Source organism: Rhodobacter capsulatus, assembly GCF_052363185.1.
Taxonomy (GTDB): domain Bacteria; phylum Pseudomonadota; class Alphaproteobacteria; order Rhodobacterales; family Rhodobacteraceae; genus Rhodobacter; species Rhodobacter capsulatus_E.
Genome location: NZ_CP198955.1, coordinates 2,675,238 through 2,691,878 on the forward strand (window position 1 = coordinate 2,675,238; position 16,641 = coordinate 2,691,878).

Genomic DNA, 16,641 nt, shown 5'->3' on the forward strand with positions numbered 1-16,641 from the left:
CTAAATTCCGAACCGGGGCAGCACGCGGGGCGCGATGACAGGCGAAAGGGACGAAGCCAGAGACTTTGCCGGGCTGGAGCGCGTCGTCGGTGACGATCTGCGGTTCCGGCTGCGGCTGGGCATCGGCGAGGATGCCTATCGCGCGATCCGCTACGGCAAGGCGCTGCAAAAGCTGTGGGATCTGGGCGGGGTCGCGGCGACCGGGGCGGCGGCGGCGAAACTGCCGGTGGTGGCCGCGGCCTTCTTTGCCCCCTCGGGGCTGGCCGCCTTTCTGCCCTCGGGCCTTGCGGCTTTGCTCGGCTTTGGCGCGGCCACGCCGATCGGCTGGGTGATCGCGGCCGGGGTCGCCTCGGCGGGGGCTTATTACGGCGTGCTGCGGCTGGTGGGGCAATATGGCGACAAGCGGGTGGCCAAGGTGCCCGCCTTCATCAACACCCCCATCGACCTGCTGGGCGCGACGCTGGTCGATCTGATCGGCACGCTGGCGGTGAAGCTGGCCGAGGTGGAGGGCAGGCTGCCCCCCGCCAAGCGCGACAGGATCGTGGCGCGGTTCGTGTCGGACTGGGGCATTGATCCGCCCTATGCGGAAAAGGCGGTCCGGCTGATTGCCGGGCATGCGCAGCGGATCGCCCTGCCCGAGGCGGCGGCGGTTCTGGGCCGCTTCCTGCGCGAAAACGAGGATTGCAACGCCCAGGCGATCCGGGAGGACATTCTGGCGATGCTGCGCGAGATCGTGCAGGTCGAGGGCCGGATGGACGTGACCGAGGATCAGGCGCTGGCAGAGATCGACCGGATCTTGCGCCTTGAGACCGAGCCCTCGCTGCGGCGCACGACCGGGCAGATCGCGCAGCGCCTTGGACAGGGGGCGGCGGCGGCGGTTGCGGGGATCGGCGGCGCGGGCGCGGCAGCGGTTTCGGGGATCGGCACCCGGGTCGGCGGCGGGGCAAGGGCGCTGGGCCGCCGCTTGCGCCGCAAAAGTGCGCCGCGGCCCGAAGACCTCTGACCCCTTTGCGCAGGCGGGGGCAGCGGAAAGCGGCGCCCCCCGCGGGGCGCCTTGCGCGCTTAAAGCCCGAGCTTCTTCGCCACGATCTCGTTCACCGCGGCGGGGTTGGCCTTGCCGCCAGACGCCTTGATCACCTGCCCGACGAACCAGCCCGCCAGCTTCGGATTGGCCTTGGCCTTTTCCACCTGCGCCGGGTTCGCGGCGATGATCTCATCGACCGCCGCCTCGATCGCGCCGAGGTCCGTCACCTGCTTCATGCCGCGCGCCTCGACGATCGCGGCCGGATCGCCGCCCTCGGTATAGACGATCTCGAAGAGATCCTTGGCAATCTTGCCCGAAATCTCGCCCGAGCGGATCAGCTTGATGATCCCCCCCAGCTGCGCCGGGCTGACCGGGCTCTGGCCGATCTCGTGGCCTTCCTTCTTCAGACGGCCGAAGAGCTCGTTGATCACCCAGTTCGCGGCCAGCTTGCCATCTTCGGCCACAGTCACCACGGCTTCGAAATATTCGGCATCCGCCACTTCCGCCGTCAGCACCGAGGCGTCATATTCCGACAGCCCCAGATCCTTGACAAAGCGGGCCTTCTTTTCATCCGGCAGTTCCGGCATGGTGGCGCCGATGTCATCGACCCAAGCTTGTTCGATTTCCAAAGGCAGCAGGTCCGGGCAGGGGAAATAGCGGTAATCATGCGCCTCTTCCTTGGAGCGCATCGAGCGGGTCTCGCCCTTGTCCGGATCGTAAAGCCGGGTTTCCTGCACGATCGACCCGCCATCTTCCAGAATCGCAATCTGGCGGCGGGCTTCGTAATCAATGGCTTGCTGGATGAAGCGCATCGAGTTCATGTTCTTGATCTCGCAGCGCGTGCCCAGATGGCTGAAGTCCTGCGTCGCCTGATATTTCTCGTATTGCCCGGGGCGGCAGACCGACACGTTCACATCGGCGCGCAGGTTGCCGTTTTGCATGTTGCCGTCGCAGGTGCCGATATAGCGCAGGATCTGCCGCAGCTTCGCGATATAGGCGGCGGCTTCTTCCGGGCCACGAATGTCGGGGCGGCTGACGATTTCCATCAGCGCCACACCGGTGCGGTTGAAATCGACAAAGGACATGGTCGGGTCCATGTCATGGATCGACTTGCCCGCGTCCTGTTCCAGGTGAATCCGCTCGATCCGCACCTTGCGCGCCACACCCGGGCCCATGTCGACGATGATCTCGCCCTCGCCCACGATCGGGTGGTAAAGCTGCGAAATCTGATAGCCCTGCGGCAGGTCGGGGTAGAAGTAGTTCTTGCGGTCAAAGGCCGAGCGCAGGTTGATCCCGGCCTTCAGCGCGAGCCCCGTGCGCACCGCCTGCGCGACGCAGAACTCGTTGATCACCGGCAACATGCCCGGCATCGCGGCGTCCACGAAAGCGACGTTGGCATTCGGTTCATTGCCGAACGCGGTCGAGGCGCCCGAGAACAGTTTCGCGTTCGAGGCCACCTGCGCGTGCACCTCCATCCCGATCACCAGCTCCCAGTCGCTTTTCGCGCCGGCAATGACTTTCGGTTCGGGGGCGGTGAAGGCAAGGTGGTCAAGCATTGCGGGTTCCCTTTCTCGGCTTGAGCCCTTCTAGGGCAGGGCGCGGCGCGGGGCAAGATGGCCCGCCCGCGCGACGGGTCTGAGGTCGAAAGAGCGTATTTGATCCAAGAAAAAGCCGATGTGTTTTTTCTTGGTGCAAATACGCCGGGGTCCGGGGCAGCGCCCCGGCGCGCTCAGCCTGCAAGCCGCCCGACCATCTCGCCAAGGTCGCGGCTGAGGCCGGGGGTGGCAGCAATCCGGTCAAGCGCGGCTTTCGCGTGGCGCTGCCGGGCGGCATCATAGCGCCGCCAGGTCTCAAACGCGGTCGACATCCGCGCCGCGGTCTGCGGGTTGAGCGGATCGAGCCGGATCAGCCAGTCGGCGTAAAGCGCATAGCCCGCGCCGTCGACGCGGTGAAAGCCCGCATGGTTCGCGGCAAAGCCCCCCAGCAGGCTGCGGAAGCGGTTCGGGTTCTTCCAGTCGAACGCGGGGGACGCCGCCAGCCGGGCCACGGTTTCCGCCGCCGTCTCGGGCGGGGTCAGCGCCCCCTGCGCCATGCGCCATTTGTCCATCACCAGCGGATCGGCGGCCCAGCGCGCGGCGAAAGCCGCCAGTTGCCCCTGCCCCTTGCCCTCGGCCACCAGCGCATTCAGCGCGCCGATGCTTTCGGTCATGTTCGTGGCCTCGGCAAACAGCGCCGCCGCCCGGGCGCCGCCATCCTCGGTCGTGAGCAACGCCAGCGTGGCCAGCCGCAGCGCACGGCGCCCGGCGGGCCCCGCGTCGGGGCTGTAGGGGCACGCGACCGCGCAGCTGTCATAGACCCGGCTCAGCGCCGCGCCGTGACGGGTGGCGAGCATCTTCATCAGCTTGCGCCGCCCGCCCCGGATCGCCTCGGGGTCGGGGGTGTCGCCCTGCGCAAAAAGCGCCGCGGCGATCTCGTCCTCGCCCGGCAGGCGCAGGCAGGCGGCGCGGAAGCCCGGATCGGCCTCTTCATCCGCAATCAGCCGCCCCACCGCATCGAGGTAATCAAGCTGCGCCCCCTCGCCGCGCGCCATCGCCATCAAGGTCTGGCGCGCCAGCGTCCGCCCGGCCTCCCAGCGGTTGAAGGGGTCGGTGTCATGGGCCAGCAGGAACGCCTGTTCCGCGGGCGTCGTCGCCCGTTCCAGGATCACCGGCGCCGAAAAGCCGCGCAGGAGCGAGGGCACCGGCCGCGCCGACAGCCCCTCGAAGCGGAAGCTTTGCCGCGCCGCGGTCAGTTCCAGCACCGTCGTCGGCACCACCTCGTCGCCATTGGGCGACAGAAGCCCCACCGCCAGCGGAATGTGGCGCGGCGGCTTTTCCGTCTCGCCCGGGGTGGGCGGGGTCGTCTGGCGGACGTCCAGCGTATAGGTGCCGTTCTCGTAAGCCTCGCTGACCGTCAGTTTCGGCGTGCCCGCCTGGGTATACCAGAGCTTGAACTGGCTCAGATCGCGCCCCGAGGTATCCTCGAAAACCCTGATCCAGTCCTCGATCGTGCAGGCCTGCCCGTCGTGGCGCTCGAAATAGAGATCGAGCGCCGCCCGGTAGCCCTCTGGGCCCAGCAGCGTCGCCAGCATGCCCACCACCTCGGCGCCCTTTTCATAGACGGTCGCGGTGTAGAAGTTGTTGATTTCCTTGTAGCGGTCGGGCCGCGGCGGATGGGCAAGCGGCCCCGCATCCTCGCGGAACTGGCGCGCGCGCAGGGCCGCCACATCCTCGATCCGCTTCAGCCCGCCCAGCCGCACGTCGCGGGTGAAGCTTTGGTCGCGATAGACCGTCAGGCCTTCCTTCAGGCACAGCTGGAACCAGTCGCGGCAGGTGATGCGGTTGCCGGTCCAGTTGTGGAAATATTCATGCGCGATCACTGCCTCGATGCGTTCGTAATCGGTGTCGGTCGCGGTTTCGGGGCTTGCCAGGACCAGCTTCGAGTTGAAGATGTTCAACCCCTTGTTTTCCATCGCCCCCATGTTGAAATCATCGACCGCGACGATGTTGAAGAGATCCAGATCATATTCGCGCCCGTAAGCCTCCTCGTCCCATGCCATCGAGCGCGCGAGCGCCCCAGCGCGAAATCGCAGCGCGTTTCATCGCCCGGGCGCACCCAGATGTTCAGATCGACCTTGCGCCCCGAGCGCGTGGTGAAGCTGCCCGAGTTCGCGCGCAGATCCCCCGCCACCAGCGCGAACAGATAAGCGGGCTTTGGCCAGGGATCGTCCCATTCCGCCCAGCCCGGCCCTTGCCCGACGGGGTTGCCGTTCGACAAAAGCACCGGCAGGTCCGACTCGATGCGGACATGAAAGCGGCTCATCACATCGGGGCGGTCGGGATAAAAGGTGATGTGGCGGAACCCCTCGGCCTCGCATTGGGTGCAATAAAGGCCGTTCGACATGTAAAGCCCCTCGAGCGCGGTATTCGCGGCGGGGGCGATCTCGACCTCGGTTTGCAGCCGGAACGGGCCTGCGGGCAGCACGGCGGCGGGCAGGATGAGCCCCGTTTCGTCCAGATGATAGTCGCCCGGGGCCAGCGCCCGCCCGTCAAGGGAAAGTGAGATCAGCCGCAGATCTTCGCCCTGCAACACCATGTCGGCACCCGGCTGCCGTGGCGTCACCTCCAGCGTCGCAAGGACACGGGTGGCCGCCGGATCCAGCCGGAAGATCAAAGAAACGGACGCGATCTCAAAGGGATAGGGATTGTAATCCGACAAAAGGGTGACGCCGTCCATGACTTTCCTCACGCTGGGCTTGCACTGGGCTTTCGTGCAAGCTAGGCGCTTCCCGCCCCCCCGGCAAGGCATCGCCGAGTGCCGGGGCCGATGCGATTTTCGCTGGACAGGGGCGGCATCAGGGCCAAGATACCGGCCAAAGCTTGGGAGGAGCCGATGACGGAACGCGTGGAACGCGAGGGGCTGCAGGTTGCGGCCGAACTGGCGGCCTTCATCGAAACGCAGGCGCTGCCCGGGACGGGGGTCGATCCGGCGCGATTCTGGGCGGGGTTTTCGGCACTGATCCACGATTTCGGGCCGCAAAACCGGGCGCTGCTGGACAAGCGCGACCAGCTGCAGGCGCAGATCGACGCCTGGCACCTGCACCACCGCAGTCAGGGCCATGACGCCACCGCCTATCGCGCCTTTCTGGAGGAAATCGGCTATCTGGTCCCCGAGGGCGCCGATTTCAGCATCGAAACCGGCCCGACCGATCCCGAGATCGCCCAGGTCTGCGGCCCGCAGCTGGTCGTGCCGATCACCAATGCGCGCTATGCGCTCAATGCCGCGAATGCGCGTTGGGGCAGCCTTTATGACGCGCTTTACGGCACCGATGCTTTGGGAGCGCCGCCCATGGCGCCCGGTTACGACCCCGTCCGCGGCGCGAAGGTGATCGCTTGGGCGAAGGAGTTCCTCGATGCCGCCTGCCCGCTTGTCGCCGGGCCCTGGGCGCAGGCGACGCGGCTTTGGCTGCAAGACGGCGGGCTTTTCGCCGAGGTCGCGGGCGAGGAAACCGGGCTGAAAGACCCCGCGCAATTCGCGGGCTTTCGCGGCGCGGCCGAGGCACCCACCGAGATCTTGTTGCGCAACAACGGCTTGCATCTGATCCTGAAGCTCGACCGCGCCCATCCGATCGGCGCCACCGATCCGCTGGGGCTGGCCGATCTGGTGCTGGAATCGGCGCTGTCCTCGATCATGGATTGCGAGGATTCGGTGGCCACCGTCGATGCCGCCGACAAGGTTCTGGCCTATCGCAACTGGCTGGGCTTGATGCGCGGCGATCTGACGGAAACGGTGACGAAGGGCAGCCGCAGTTTCACCCGCGCCCTTGCCCCCGATCTGACCTTCACCGCGCCCGAGGGGGGCCACGTCACACTCAAGGGCCGGGCGCTGATGCTCGTGCGCAATGTCGGGCCGCTGATGACCACCCCCGCGATCCTGACCCGCAGCGGCGCCGAGGCGCCCGAGGGGCTGATGGATGCGATGATCACCACGCTTTGCGCGCTGCATGATCTGAAGCGCGGCGCCAATTCCACCACCGGCTCGGTCTATGTGGTCAAGCCGAAGCTGCACGGCCCCGAGGAAGTCGCCTTCACCTGCGCCAGCTTCGCCCATGTCGAGGAAGTCCTGGGCCTGCCCGCCAATACGGTGAAGCTCGGCATCATGGACGAGGAACGCCGGACCTCGGCGAACCTCAAGGAATGCATCCGCGCCGCCAAGGATCGGCTTGCCTTCATCAACTCGGGGTTCCTTGACCGGACCGGGGACGAGATCTTCACCTCGATGGAAGCCGGGCCGATGGTGACCAAGGCCGAGATGAAATCGCAGCCCTGGATTTCCGCTTACGAGGATCGCAACGTCGATATCGGCCTGCGGCTCGGCCTGCCGGGCAAGGCGCAGATCGGCAAGGGGATGTGGGCCGCGCCGGACAATATGGGGCAGATGCTGGCGCAGAAGATCGCCCATCCGATGGCCGGGGCGAATTGCGCCTGGGTGCCCTCGCCCACCGCGGCCACGCTGCACGCGACGCATTACCACCGCGTCGATGTGAAGGCGCGCCAACGCGAGATCGCACAGCTGCAACGGCCGCTGCGACTCTTTGATCTGCTGACGATCCCGCTGGCCGTCGGGCGCACCTATTCCGAGGCCGAGATCACCGCGGAAATCGAGAACAACGCGCAGGGGATTCTGGGCTATGTGGTGCGCTGGGTCGATCAGGGCATCGGCTGTTCCAAGGTGCCCGACATTCATGACGTCGGCCTGATGGAAGACCGCGCGACGCTGCGGATCAGCTCTCAGGCGCTGGCGAACTGGCTGCATCACGGCATCGTCGGCGAGCCGCAGGTGATGAAGGCCTTTCGCAAGATGGCGGCGGTGGTCGATCGGCAGAATGCGGGCGATCCGGCCTATCAGCCGATGGCGCCGAATTTCGACGGGCTGGCGTTTCAGGCCGCCTGCGATCTGGTGTTTCTGGCCCGCATCCAGTCCTCGGGCTATACGGAACCGGTGCTGCACCAGCGCCGCGCCCAGGTGAAGGCCGCCAAGGGCTGAACGACTGGCCTCGGGCGGCGCCCCCCTTCGCCGGGGGACGCGCCCCAAGGGACCGGAACCCGGATCATGGGAGTGGTCGGGGCGGCGAGATTCGAACTCACGACCTTCTGTACCCAAAACAGACGCGCTACCAGGCTGCGCTACGCCCCGATGGCGCCTTCAATAGCGGCACAGCAGAGCGCTGAAAAGGGGAAATGCCTAATCAAGCGGTGCCACGCGCTGTCCGGGGGCCAGCCCCAGCGCCGCCGCCTGCCCGCCCGCAATCTCCAGCACATGCTGCACCGGCCCGCCCGACCAGATCGGCGTCTCGTCAAAGGGCTGCGCATTCGCGTGGATGGACAGAATGCGCCCGGCCGCGTCGATGAAGATCATGTCAAGCGGCAACGGCGTGTCATGCATCCAGAACCCCACCACCCGCGGCGTCGGATAGACAAAGACCATCCCGCTGCCGGGCGCCAGATGGCTGCGGCCCATCAGCCCGCGCGACCGCTCGGCTTCGGTATCGGCGATTTCAACGGAAATCCGGACCGCCCCGCCCGGCCGCGCGATGCAAAGCACCGCCTCCCCGCCGGTGGCGCGGGCGGTGTCGAACGCCGCCCGGCTGCAATCCTCGGCCAGCGCGGGGACCCCCGCCAGCCCGAGACACAGGATCAGCGCGCCCGCAGCGCCGTTTCCCAGCTTGTGACCTGCGCCGCCATCCGGCCGCGCCGCCCCTCGATCACCCGCAGACATACCGCCTCTCCCGGCGCCAGATCGGCAAAGCCCGAGCGGCGCAGCACCTCGACATGGATGAACACATCTTCGGGCCGTCCGAAGACATTTGCAAAGCCAAATCCCTTGCCCTTGTCGAACCACTTCACCCGCGCCGGTTCCAGCGGCAGCGCCGCGATCACCTCGGGGTCGGTCTCGCCCAGATCCTCAATCGGGGCCAGCCGGGTGTCGGTCTCGGGCGGCGAGATATCGAGCACCTCGACCGCCTGCGCGCCGCGCGGCGTCGCCTGCACCAGAACCCGGATGCCGGCATTGTCCGCCACCGAACTTTGTCCGAAATTGCGCAGCACATTGGCATGAAGCAGAATGTCCGGCCCGCCCTCGCCATCGAGGATGAACCCGAACCCCTTGCCCGCGTCAAACCACTTCACCCGCCCCGCGACTTCACGCGTCGCGCCCGCTTCGTCAACCATCCGCTGCCGTCCATTTTCTGATGCGCCGGGACTGTGGACGTCCGCCACTGCGCCGCCCCTCAGTTGTCACAGGTTCGCAACCGGTTTCAAGCTGATTTGGCTTGTCTTTTTGGGCAGGATGCCATTGGCGAAGCGCGAAATGCAGGCAATTTTAGACGAAAAAACAGGCTGACGCTGCGTAAGGATCAGGGGTTCAGCCGGGTGATCTCCCATGCCGCATCGGGCGCGGCGCGGCGCCAGCGGAAGCGGTCGTGCAGCCGGAAGGCGCCATCGGCCCAGAACTCGATTTCCAGCGGCACGATGCGGAAACCGCCCCAGAAGGGCGGCCGGGCGGGCGCGGTGCCCTGCAGCGCCGTCACCTTCGCCACCTCGGCCATCAGCGCCGTGCGCGAGGCAAGCGGTTCGCTTTGCCGCGAGGCCCAGGCGCCCAGCCGCGACTTGAGCGAGCGCGAGGCGTAATAGGCATCCGCCTGCGCCCCCTCCTCGCGCGAGACCAGACCGCGCACGCGGATCTGCCGGCGCAGGCTTTTCCAGTGCATCACGAAGGCGGCCTTGCCGGTGGCGCCGATCTCGGCCGATTTCGCCGACCCGTAATTGGTGTAAAAGACGAAGGCCCCGCCCGAGGGCGCGTCCTGCGCCTCGATTTCCTTCAGCAGCACCATGCGCACATTGGGCAACCCCTCGGCATCGACGGTGCCCAGCGCGATGGCGTTGGGGTCGTTGATCTCGGTCTTTTCGGCCTCGGCAAGCCAGGATTGCGCCAGGGCAAACGGGTCCTCGCCCGCGAAGATGCCGTTGCGATCGCTCATGTTGGTTCCTTCCCCCCGGGCCTTCCCAGCCGGATGCGACGCCAAAGCGCCGCTGCCCCGACGTCAACCCGCCTTGATGCGCTGCCGATCTTCGCCTAATGCTGGCGCACTTTCCAGAGGCAAGCAGGAGAATCCAGATGACGGCAGGCTTGATGGCGGGAAAACGGGGCCTGATCATGGGTCTTGCCAACGACAAGTCGATCGCTTGGGGCATTGCCAAGGCGCTTGGCGATGCGGGCGCCGAACTGGCGTTTTCCTATCAGGGCGAGGCGCTGAAAAAGCGGGTGGAGCCTCTGGCCGCCAGCCTTGGCACGCCGCTTCTGTTCGAATGCGACGTGGCGAACGAAGAGAGCATGGATGCGCTTTTCGCGGGTCTCAAGGACGCCTGGGGGACGCTGGATTTCGTCGTCCATGCCATCGGGTTCAGTGACAAGAACGAGCTGCGCGGCCGTTATGTCGACACCTCGCGCAGCAACTTCACCATGACGATGGACATTTCGGTCTATTCCTTCACCGCCGTCTGCGCCCGCGCGGCCGCGATGATGCCTGCGGGCGGCTCGCTTCTGACGCTGACCTATTACGGCGCCGAACAGGTGATGCCGCATTACAACGTGATGGGCGTGGCCAAGGCGGCGCTGGAAGCTTCGGTGAAATACATCGCCGAGGATCTGGGCAAGCTTGGCATCCGCTGCAACGCGATCTCGGCCGGGCCGATCAAGACGCTGGCGGCGAGCGGCATCGGCGATTTCCGCTACATCATGAAGTGGAACGAACTGAACAGCCCGCTGCGCCGCAACGTGACCCAGGAAGAGGTGGGCAAGGCCGCGCTTTACCTGCTCTCGGATCTCGGTTCGGGCACCACGGGCGAGAACCTGCATGTCGATGCGGGCTATCATGTCGTCGGCATGAAGGCGGTGGATGCGCCCGATATCGACGTGGTGACGGGGCGCAAGGACTGAGATGAGCTTCGCCGCCCTTCTGGGCATCTACATGATCTCGCTTGCGGCGGCGATCTCTCCGGGTCCGGCGGTGCTGCTGGCCGCCCGGACCTCGCTGCGCGAGGGCTTCGCGCGTGGCGCCTGGCTGGCCGTCGGCATCGGCCTTGGCGCCTGCATCTGGGCGGTCGCGGCGATGTTCGGGCTGGCGATCCTGTTCAAGATCGCCCCCACCCTGCTTGTCGCGCTGAAATTCGCGGGGGCGGGCTATCTGCTCTACCTTGCCTACAAGATGTGGCGCCATTCGGCCGAGCCGATGTCGATGGAGCTGCCCGAGGATGACGCGAAACGCACCGCTTTGGGGCAAGTCTGGCGCGGCATCGCGGCGCAGCTCGCCAATCCGAAACCGGCCGTCTTCTTCGGCACGGTATTCCTGACCTTCCTGCCGCCGGTGGTGCCCTTCTGGGCTTACGGCGTCATTTTGGGCATCATCTTCTTCAACGACACGGTCTGGAACGTGCTGGTGGCACGGATCTTTTCGCTTGACCGGACGCGGGCCGCCTATCTGGGGCTGAAGACGCTGATCGACCGCATTTTCGGCGGGCTTCTGGGGCTGATGGGCCTGAAGCTTGCCCTGACCTGAGGAGGCATCCATGGCCGAACGTTTGCCGCATGAAAAGGGCTTTCACGTCAGCTGGGACCAGCTGCACCGCGATGCGCGGGCGCTGGCCTGGCGGCTGGACGGCAAGGGGCCCGACGCAGGCGCCTGGAAGGCGATCGTCGGCATCACCCGCGGCGGCATGGTCCCCGCCGCGATCATCGCGCGCGAGCTGAACATCCGCATCATCGACACGATCTCGGTCAAGGGCTACAACCACCAGACCCAATCCGATCCGGTGGTGATCAAGGCGCCGCAGGCCGATCTGATGGGCGCGGACGGCGAAGGCATTCTGGTGATCGACGATCTGGTGGACTCTGGCAAGACGCTGGAACTGGTGCGCCGCCTGTATCCCAAGGCGCATTTCGCCACCGTCTATGCGAAACCGAAGGGCCGCGAACAGGTGGACACCTTCATCACCGAAGTGTCGCAAGATACCTGGATCTTCTTCCCCTGGGACATGGCGCTGCAATACGTCCAGCCCTATCGCGGCACCGACTGAGCCCCGCCCCACCCGCGCAAAGGGCGTATTTGGACCAAGAAAAAGCAGCCAGTTTTTTCTTGGCTCAAATACGCGCCCGCCGCAGGCGTCCTCCCCTTGCCAAGGGCGCGGGCGGATGGAAGGGTGGCGCGACATCGACCGGAGGCCGCCATGATCCATCCCCTGAACCCCGCGCTTGGCAATACCTTTGCCCCCCCGGTGATGGAGGCGCGGCGCTGGATCGAGGGCGTGACCTTCCCGCCCGAGCGCCCGCTGATCAACGTCAGCCAAGCCGCGCCGATCGATCCGCCGCCGCTCGCGCTGCGGCAGGCGATCGCCGCGGCGGCGCTGGATGATCCCGCTGCGCATCTTTACGGCCCGGTGCTGGGCAACGGCGATCTGCGCGCCGAGGTGGCGGCACAATGGTCCGTGGCCTATGGCGGGGCGATCCCCCCCGCGCAGGTGGCGATCACCCAGGGCTGCAATCAGGCCTTCTGTGCGGCCGTTGCGACGCTGGCCGGGGCGGGCGATGAAGTTCTTTTGCCAACGCCTTGGTATTTCAACCATAAAATGTGGCTCGACATGGCGGGGGTGCGCGCTGTTGCGCTGCCGACCGGGCCGGGGCTGCTGCCCGACCCGGATCACGCGGCGGCGCTGATCACGCCCGCCACCCGCGCCATCGTGCTGGTCACGCCGAACAACCCGGGCGGGGTCGAATACCCGGCCGCGCTGGTGCGCGCCTTTGCTGATCTGGCCCGCCGTCATGGCCTTGCGCTGATCCTGGACGAGACCTACCGCGATTTCGACGCCCGCACGGGCGCCCCGCATGATCTTTTCACCGATCCCGACTGGGACGACACGCTGATCCAGCTTTATTCCTTTTCCAAGGCCTATCGTCTGACCGGCCACCGCGTCGGCGCGATGATCGCCAGCCCCGCGCGGCTGGCCGAGGTGGAGAAATTTCTCGATACCGTTGCGATCTGCCCGGGCCAGCTGGGCCAGATCGCGGCGCTTTGGGGGATGCGCAAACTTGCACAATGGGTCGCGGGCGAGCGCGCCGAGATCCTGGCCCGCCGCGCCGCGATGACCGCGGGGCTGGCCGCCCTGCCCGGCTGGACAACGCTGGGCTGCGGCGCCTATTTCGCCTATGTCGCGCATCCCTCGCCCCTGCCCGCGCCCGACTTCGCGAAGCGCCTTGTCACCGAGGCCTCGGTCCTGCTTTTGCCCGGCACGATGTTCATGCCCGCGACCGACCCGGCCGGCGCGCGCCAGTTGCGCATCGCTTTCGCCAATATCGACACCACGGGGATCGCGGAATTGATGAGACGGCTTGCCGCCCTGACCCCGTGACGCTTGCGGCCTCGCGCCCAAAGCCCTAAACACCGCAAAAGACCAGAAAACCCCGGGAGGTCCGATGTCGACGATGCTGCGCAGCTCTGGCAAGAGCGTGACGGTCTGGGTGCTTCTGGCGATGATCATTCTGGGGCTTGGCGGCTATCAGGTCGGCAATTTCTCGGGCGGCGCTCAAAGCATCGGCGCGGTGGGCGACAGCGAGATCACCGCGCGCGACTATTCCCGGGCGCTGCGTCAGGAGATCAACGCCGTGGCGGCGCAGATGGGACGTGCGCCCGGCATGGACGAGGTGCGCGCGATGGGGCTGGATCAGGCGGTGCAGGCGCAGCTGTTCAATGCCGCGGCGCTGAGCGAACAGGCCCGGATGCTGGAGCTTTCGGTGGGCGACGCCGAGGTGAGCCGGCAGATCCGCTCTGCCCGGCCGTTTCAGGGCGCCACCGGCAGCTTCGATCGCGAAACCTACCGCGAGGTGCTGCGCCGCGAGGGCCTGAGCGAAACCGAATTCGAAACCCGGCTGCGCGCCGATATCGCGCGCTCGATCCTGCAGGGCGCGGTGGCGGGCGGCGCCCCGGCCCCGGCGGCCTTCCTCGACAGCTACATCGCCTATCTGGGCGAAACCCGCGACATCGCCTTTGCCGAGATCCCCGAAACCGGGATCAGCCTGCCCGCCCCCGACGAGGCGGCGCTGAAAGCCTATTATGACGCGCATCCGGCCGAATTCACCCGGCCCGAAAGCCGCGAGATTTCCTATGTCTGGCTGACGGCGGAGATGCTCAAGGACAGCGTCACCATCGACGAGTCGCAGCTGCGCGCCACCTATGACGAGCGCAAGGCGGAATATGTGCAGCCCGAACGCCGCAAGCTGCTGAAGCTGGTCTTTCCGACCATGGCCGAAGCGCAGGCGGGCATGGCGCAGATCGAGGCGGGCGAAGCCAGCCTGACCGATCTGGCCGAGGCGCGCGGGCTGAGCGCGGCGGACATCGACCTTGGCGAGGTGTCGCAAGACGAGATCGGCGGCGCGGCGGGCGAGGCCATCTTCGCCCAGACCATTCCCGGCGTCATCGGCCCCTATGAGACCGACCTTGGCCCCGCCCTGTTCAAGTTCGACGGCATCACGCCCAGCGAAACCACGACCTTCGAAGAGGCGCGTGACGATATCGCGGCAGAACTGGCGATGGACAAGGCGCGGCGGATGATCGGCGACATGGTCTCGGATCTGGAGGACCGTCTGGCCTCGGGCGCGACGCTTGAGGACATGGTCAAGGAAACGAAGATGCAGCCGGGCAAGATCTCGATGGCGGCCGACACCCGCGAGGGCATCGCCGCCTATGACGATTTCCGCACGGCGGCGGCCAAGGTCTCGGCCGATGATTTTCCCGAACTGCTGACCCTGGACGATGGCGGCGTCTTTGCGCTGCGGCTGGATGGGGTGACGGCGGCGGCGCCGATCCCCTTCGATCAGGTGCGCGACAAGGTGGCGGCCAGCTGGCGCGCGGCCGAGATGGTCAAGGCGAAACAGGCCAAGGCCGAGGCGGCGGGTGCGGCGGTGAAAGCGGGCAAGACGCTGGCGGAGGCCGGTCTGGCCGAGAAACAGGCCCCGGCGCTGCAGCGCGGCGGCTTTGTCGAAGGCGCGCCGCAGCGGCTTTCGGACACCGCCTTTGCCACGGCCGCGGGCGAAAGCGCGGTGCTGACCGAGGGCGAGAAGGTCTTTGTTCTGGTCGTGCGCGCGGTGCAACCGGCCGACATGACCGACCCCGATCTGGTGCAGCTGCGCAAGACCTTCGAAACCCGTCTGGGGCAGATGATCGGCGCCGATCTGGCGGCCTTTTATGCCCGCGCCGCGCAGGCCGAGGCCGGGATCACCCTCGACAGCGCGATGATCGCTGCCGTGCAAGCGCAGTTTCAGTGACGGAGGCCCCGATGGTCGCGCTTTTCCCCGGTTATGACGCCTTCGAAGCCGCCTGGGCCGCGGGCCGCAACCAGCTTGTCTATGCGCGGCTGGCGGCCGATCTGGACACGCCGGTCTCGCTGATGCTGAAGCTGGCTGACGCGCAGAAGAACAGCTTCATGCTGGAATCGGTGACCGGCGGCGAGGTCCGCGGGCGCTATTCGATCATCGGCATGAAGCCCGACGTGATCTGGGAATGTCGCGGCACCGCGGCGCGGATCAACCGGCAGGCCCGGTTCGAGGATCGCTTCGAAGACCTGCCCGGCCACCCGTTCGAGAGCCTGCGCGCGCTGATCGCCGAAAGCCGCATCGACATGCCCAAAGACCTGCCCGCCGCGGCGGCGGGGCTCTTCGGCTATCTCGGCTATGACACGATCCGGCTGGTGGAACATCTGCCGAATGTGAACCCCGACCCGCTCGGCGTGCCCGATGCGGTGCTGATGCGGCCCTCGGTCGTGGCGGTGCTGGATGGGGTCAAGGGCGATGTCATCCTGTGCGCACCGGCCTTTCAGGGCTCGGGTCTTTCGGCGCGGGCGGCCTATGCGCAGGCGGCCGAACGGGTGATGGATGCGTTGCGCGATCTGGACCGCAGCCCGGCGCAGGGCCGCGAGATGGGCGAGGCGGCGCAGGTCGGCCCGCTGCGGTCCAACTTCACCCCCGAAGGCTACAAGGCCGCGGTGGAAAAGGCGAAAGACTACATCCGCGCGGGCGACATCTTTCAGGTCGTGCCGGCGCAGCGCTGGTCGGCGGATTTCCCGCTGCCGCCCTTTGCGCTCTACCGCTCGTTGCGGCGCACCAACCCCTCGCCCTTCATGTTCTTCCTCAATTTCGGCGGCTTCCAGATCGTCGGCGCCAGCCCCGAGATCCTGGTGCGGTTGCGCGACGGCGAGGTGACGATCCGCCCGATCGCAGGCACCCGCCCGCGCGGCGCAACGCCCGAGGAAGACAAGGCGCTGGAAGCCGATCTTCTGGCCGACAAGAAGGAACTGGCCGAACATCTGATGCTGCTGGACCTTGGCCGCAACGATGTCGGCCGGGTGGCGAAAATCGGCACCGTCCGGCCGACCGAGAAATTCGTGATCGAGCGCTATTCCCACGTCATGCACATCGTCTCGAACGTGGTGGGGGAGCTGGCGGATGGCGAGGATGCGCTGTCGGCCCTGCTCGCCGGTCTGCCTGCGGGCACGGTTTCGGGGGCGCCGAAGGTGCGGGCGATGGAGATCATCGACGAGCTGGAACCGGAAAAGCGCGGCATCTATGGCGGCGGCGTGGGCTATTTCGCGGCCAATGGCGAGATGGACATGTGCATCGCGCTGCGCACCGCGGTGGTGAAGGACCGGACGCTTTACATCCAGGCGGGCGGCGGCGTCGTCTATGACAGCGACCCCGAGGCCGAGTTCCAGGAAACCGTAAACAAATCCAAGGCCCTGCGCCGCGCGGCGGAGGATGCGGGGCTGTTCGTGCGACGCGGCAACCTGTAAGCCCGCCCGCGCGAAGGGCGTATTTGCGCCAAGAAAAAACAGCCTTCCCTGCGGGGAGGGCTTTTTCTTGGTCGAAATACGCAAATCCGGCGGTTGCACCCGGGACGACCTGCGGAAAGTTGCGTATTTGCACCAAGAAGAAACCCCTGCCGTTTCTTCTTGGTGCAAATACGCTCTTGCAGG

12 protein-coding genes, 1 tRNA gene and 1 pseudogene are annotated in these 16,641 nt (G+C 66.7%); 8 read left to right on the top strand and 6 right to left on the bottom strand.

The genetic code is table 11. The features are described from left to right. Window positions 1-34 precede the first annotated feature (34 nt). The gene (locus ACTTAG_RS13245; RefSeq protein WP_444462711.1) at window positions 35-1,003 is read left to right on the top strand and encodes a TerB family tellurite resistance protein; all 969 of its coding nucleotides are present in this window, start codon (window positions 35-37) and stop codon (window positions 1,001-1,003) included. A gap of 59 nt (window positions 1,004-1,062) precedes the next feature. On the opposite strand, the gene gatB is transcribed toward ACTTAG_RS13245, so the two are convergent. Both gatB and pepN read right to left on the bottom strand, forming a co-directional pair. After that, complete coding sequence (gene gatB / locus ACTTAG_RS13250; RefSeq protein WP_444462712.1) at window positions 1,063-2,580, bottom strand: Asp-tRNA(Asn)/Glu-tRNA(Gln) amidotransferase subunit GatB; 1,518 nt, start codon at window positions 2,578-2,580, stop codon at window positions 1,063-1,065. 173 nt (window positions 2,581-2,753) lie between these two features. Next, a pseudogene (pepN, locus tag ACTTAG_RS13255) lies at window positions 2,754-5,299 on the bottom strand (aminopeptidase N). 156 nt (window positions 5,300-5,455) lie between these two features. On the opposite strand from pepN, the gene ACTTAG_RS13260 reads away from it, so the two are divergent. Further along, a complete protein-coding gene (locus ACTTAG_RS13260; RefSeq protein WP_444462713.1) occupies window positions 5,456-7,609 on the top strand; it encodes a malate synthase G in 2,154 nt (717 codons plus the stop codon). Between the two features lie 73 nt (window positions 7,610-7,682). Here the strand turns inward: ACTTAG_RS13260 and ACTTAG_RS13265 are convergent. The 4 genes from ACTTAG_RS13265 to pdxH form a co-directional block, all read right to left on the bottom strand. Further along, window positions 7,683-7,759, bottom strand: a tRNA-Pro gene (locus ACTTAG_RS13265). Between the two features lie 48 nt (window positions 7,760-7,807). Next, on the bottom strand, window positions 7,808-8,341 hold the full coding sequence (locus ACTTAG_RS13270) for a DUF192 domain-containing protein (protein ID WP_444462687.1): 534 nt from the start codon (window positions 8,339-8,341) through the stop codon (window positions 7,808-7,810). After that, on the bottom strand, window positions 8,260-8,793 hold the full coding sequence (locus ACTTAG_RS13275; RefSeq protein WP_444462714.1) for a cold-shock protein: 534 nt from the start codon (window positions 8,791-8,793) through the stop codon (window positions 8,260-8,262). The genes ACTTAG_RS13270 and ACTTAG_RS13275 overlap by 82 nt, the downstream gene beginning before the upstream one ends. A 185-nt stretch (window positions 8,794-8,978) precedes the next feature. Continuing rightward, window positions 8,979-9,602 (bottom strand): pyridoxamine 5'-phosphate oxidase, encoded by a 624-nt coding sequence (gene pdxH, locus ACTTAG_RS13280; RefSeq protein ID WP_444462715.1) that lies wholly within the window; start codon window positions 9,600-9,602, stop codon window positions 8,979-8,981. A gap of 137 nt (window positions 9,603-9,739) precedes the next feature. Here pdxH and fabI point away from each other — a divergent pair, with 137 nt between their 5' ends. From fabI to trpE, 6 genes are all read left to right on the top strand, one after another. Continuing rightward, window positions 9,740-10,561 carry an enoyl-ACP reductase FabI gene (gene fabI / locus ACTTAG_RS13285; protein ID WP_444462716.1) on the top strand — a complete coding sequence of 274 codons (822 nt, stop codon included), beginning with the start codon at window positions 9,740-9,742 and terminating at the stop codon, window positions 10,559-10,561. A 1-nt stretch (window position 10,562) separates the two neighbouring features. Further along, window positions 10,563-11,180: a LysE family translocator gene (locus ACTTAG_RS13290; RefSeq protein ID WP_444462717.1), complete on the top strand. Its 618-nt coding sequence runs from the start codon at window positions 10,563-10,565 to the stop codon at window positions 11,178-11,180. 10 nt (window positions 11,181-11,190) lie between these two features. After that, on the top strand, window positions 11,191-11,697 hold the full coding sequence (gene gpt / locus ACTTAG_RS13295; RefSeq protein WP_444462718.1) for a xanthine phosphoribosyltransferase: 507 nt from the start codon (window positions 11,191-11,193) through the stop codon (window positions 11,695-11,697). A 150-nt stretch (window positions 11,698-11,847) separates the two neighbouring features. Next, window positions 11,848-13,026 (top strand): aminotransferase, encoded by a 1,179-nt coding sequence (locus ACTTAG_RS13300; protein WP_444462719.1) that lies wholly within the window; start codon window positions 11,848-11,850, stop codon window positions 13,024-13,026. A 64-nt stretch (window positions 13,027-13,090) separates the two neighbouring features. Next, a complete protein-coding gene (locus tag ACTTAG_RS13305) occupies window positions 13,091-14,938 on the top strand; it encodes a peptidyl-prolyl cis-trans isomerase (RefSeq protein WP_444462720.1) in 1,848 nt (615 codons plus the stop codon). Window positions 14,939-14,949: 11 nt separating this feature from the next. Then, window positions 14,950-16,458, top strand: a complete 1,509-nt coding sequence (gene trpE / locus ACTTAG_RS13310) for an anthranilate synthase component I (protein ID WP_444462721.1) — start codon at window positions 14,950-14,952, stop codon at window positions 16,456-16,458. The last annotated feature ends 183 nt before the right edge of the window (window positions 16,459-16,641 follow it).

Excerpts from the sequence above, each read along its gene's own strand:
- trpE (WP_444462721.1), top strand. The coding sequence starts at position 14,950 with ATGGTCGCGCTTTTCCCCGGTTATGACGCCTTCGAAGCCGCCTGGGCC.
- gatB (WP_444462712.1), bottom strand. The coding sequence starts at position 2,580 with ATGCTTGACCACCTTGCCTTCACCGCCCCCGAACCGAAAGTCATTGCC.
- fabI (WP_444462716.1), top strand. The coding sequence starts at position 9,740 with ATGACGGCAGGCTTGATGGCGGGAAAACGGGGCCTGATCATGGGTCTT.
- ACTTAG_RS13270 (WP_444462687.1), bottom strand. The coding sequence starts at position 8,341 with ATGTCTGCGGGTGATCGAGGGGCGGCGCGGCCGGATGGCGGCGCAGGT.
- ACTTAG_RS13300 (WP_444462719.1), top strand. The coding sequence starts at position 11,848 with ATGATCCATCCCCTGAACCCCGCGCTTGGCAATACCTTTGCCCCCCCG.
- pdxH (WP_444462715.1), bottom strand. The coding sequence starts at position 9,602 with ATGAGCGATCGCAACGGCATCTTCGCGGGCGAGGACCCGTTTGCCCTG.
- ACTTAG_RS13245 (WP_444462711.1), top strand. The coding sequence starts at position 35 with ATGACAGGCGAAAGGGACGAAGCCAGAGACTTTGCCGGGCTGGAGCGC.
- ACTTAG_RS13275 (WP_444462714.1), bottom strand. The coding sequence starts at position 8,793 with ATGGTTGACGAAGCGGGCGCGACGCGTGAAGTCGCGGGGCGGGTGAAG.
- ACTTAG_RS13260 (WP_444462713.1), top strand. The coding sequence starts at position 5,456 with ATGACGGAACGCGTGGAACGCGAGGGGCTGCAGGTTGCGGCCGAACTG.
- gpt (WP_444462718.1), top strand. The coding sequence starts at position 11,191 with ATGGCCGAACGTTTGCCGCATGAAAAGGGCTTTCACGTCAGCTGGGAC.
- ACTTAG_RS13305 (WP_444462720.1), top strand. The coding sequence starts at position 13,091 with ATGTCGACGATGCTGCGCAGCTCTGGCAAGAGCGTGACGGTCTGGGTG.
- ACTTAG_RS13290 (WP_444462717.1), top strand. The coding sequence starts at position 10,563 with ATGAGCTTCGCCGCCCTTCTGGGCATCTACATGATCTCGCTTGCGGCG.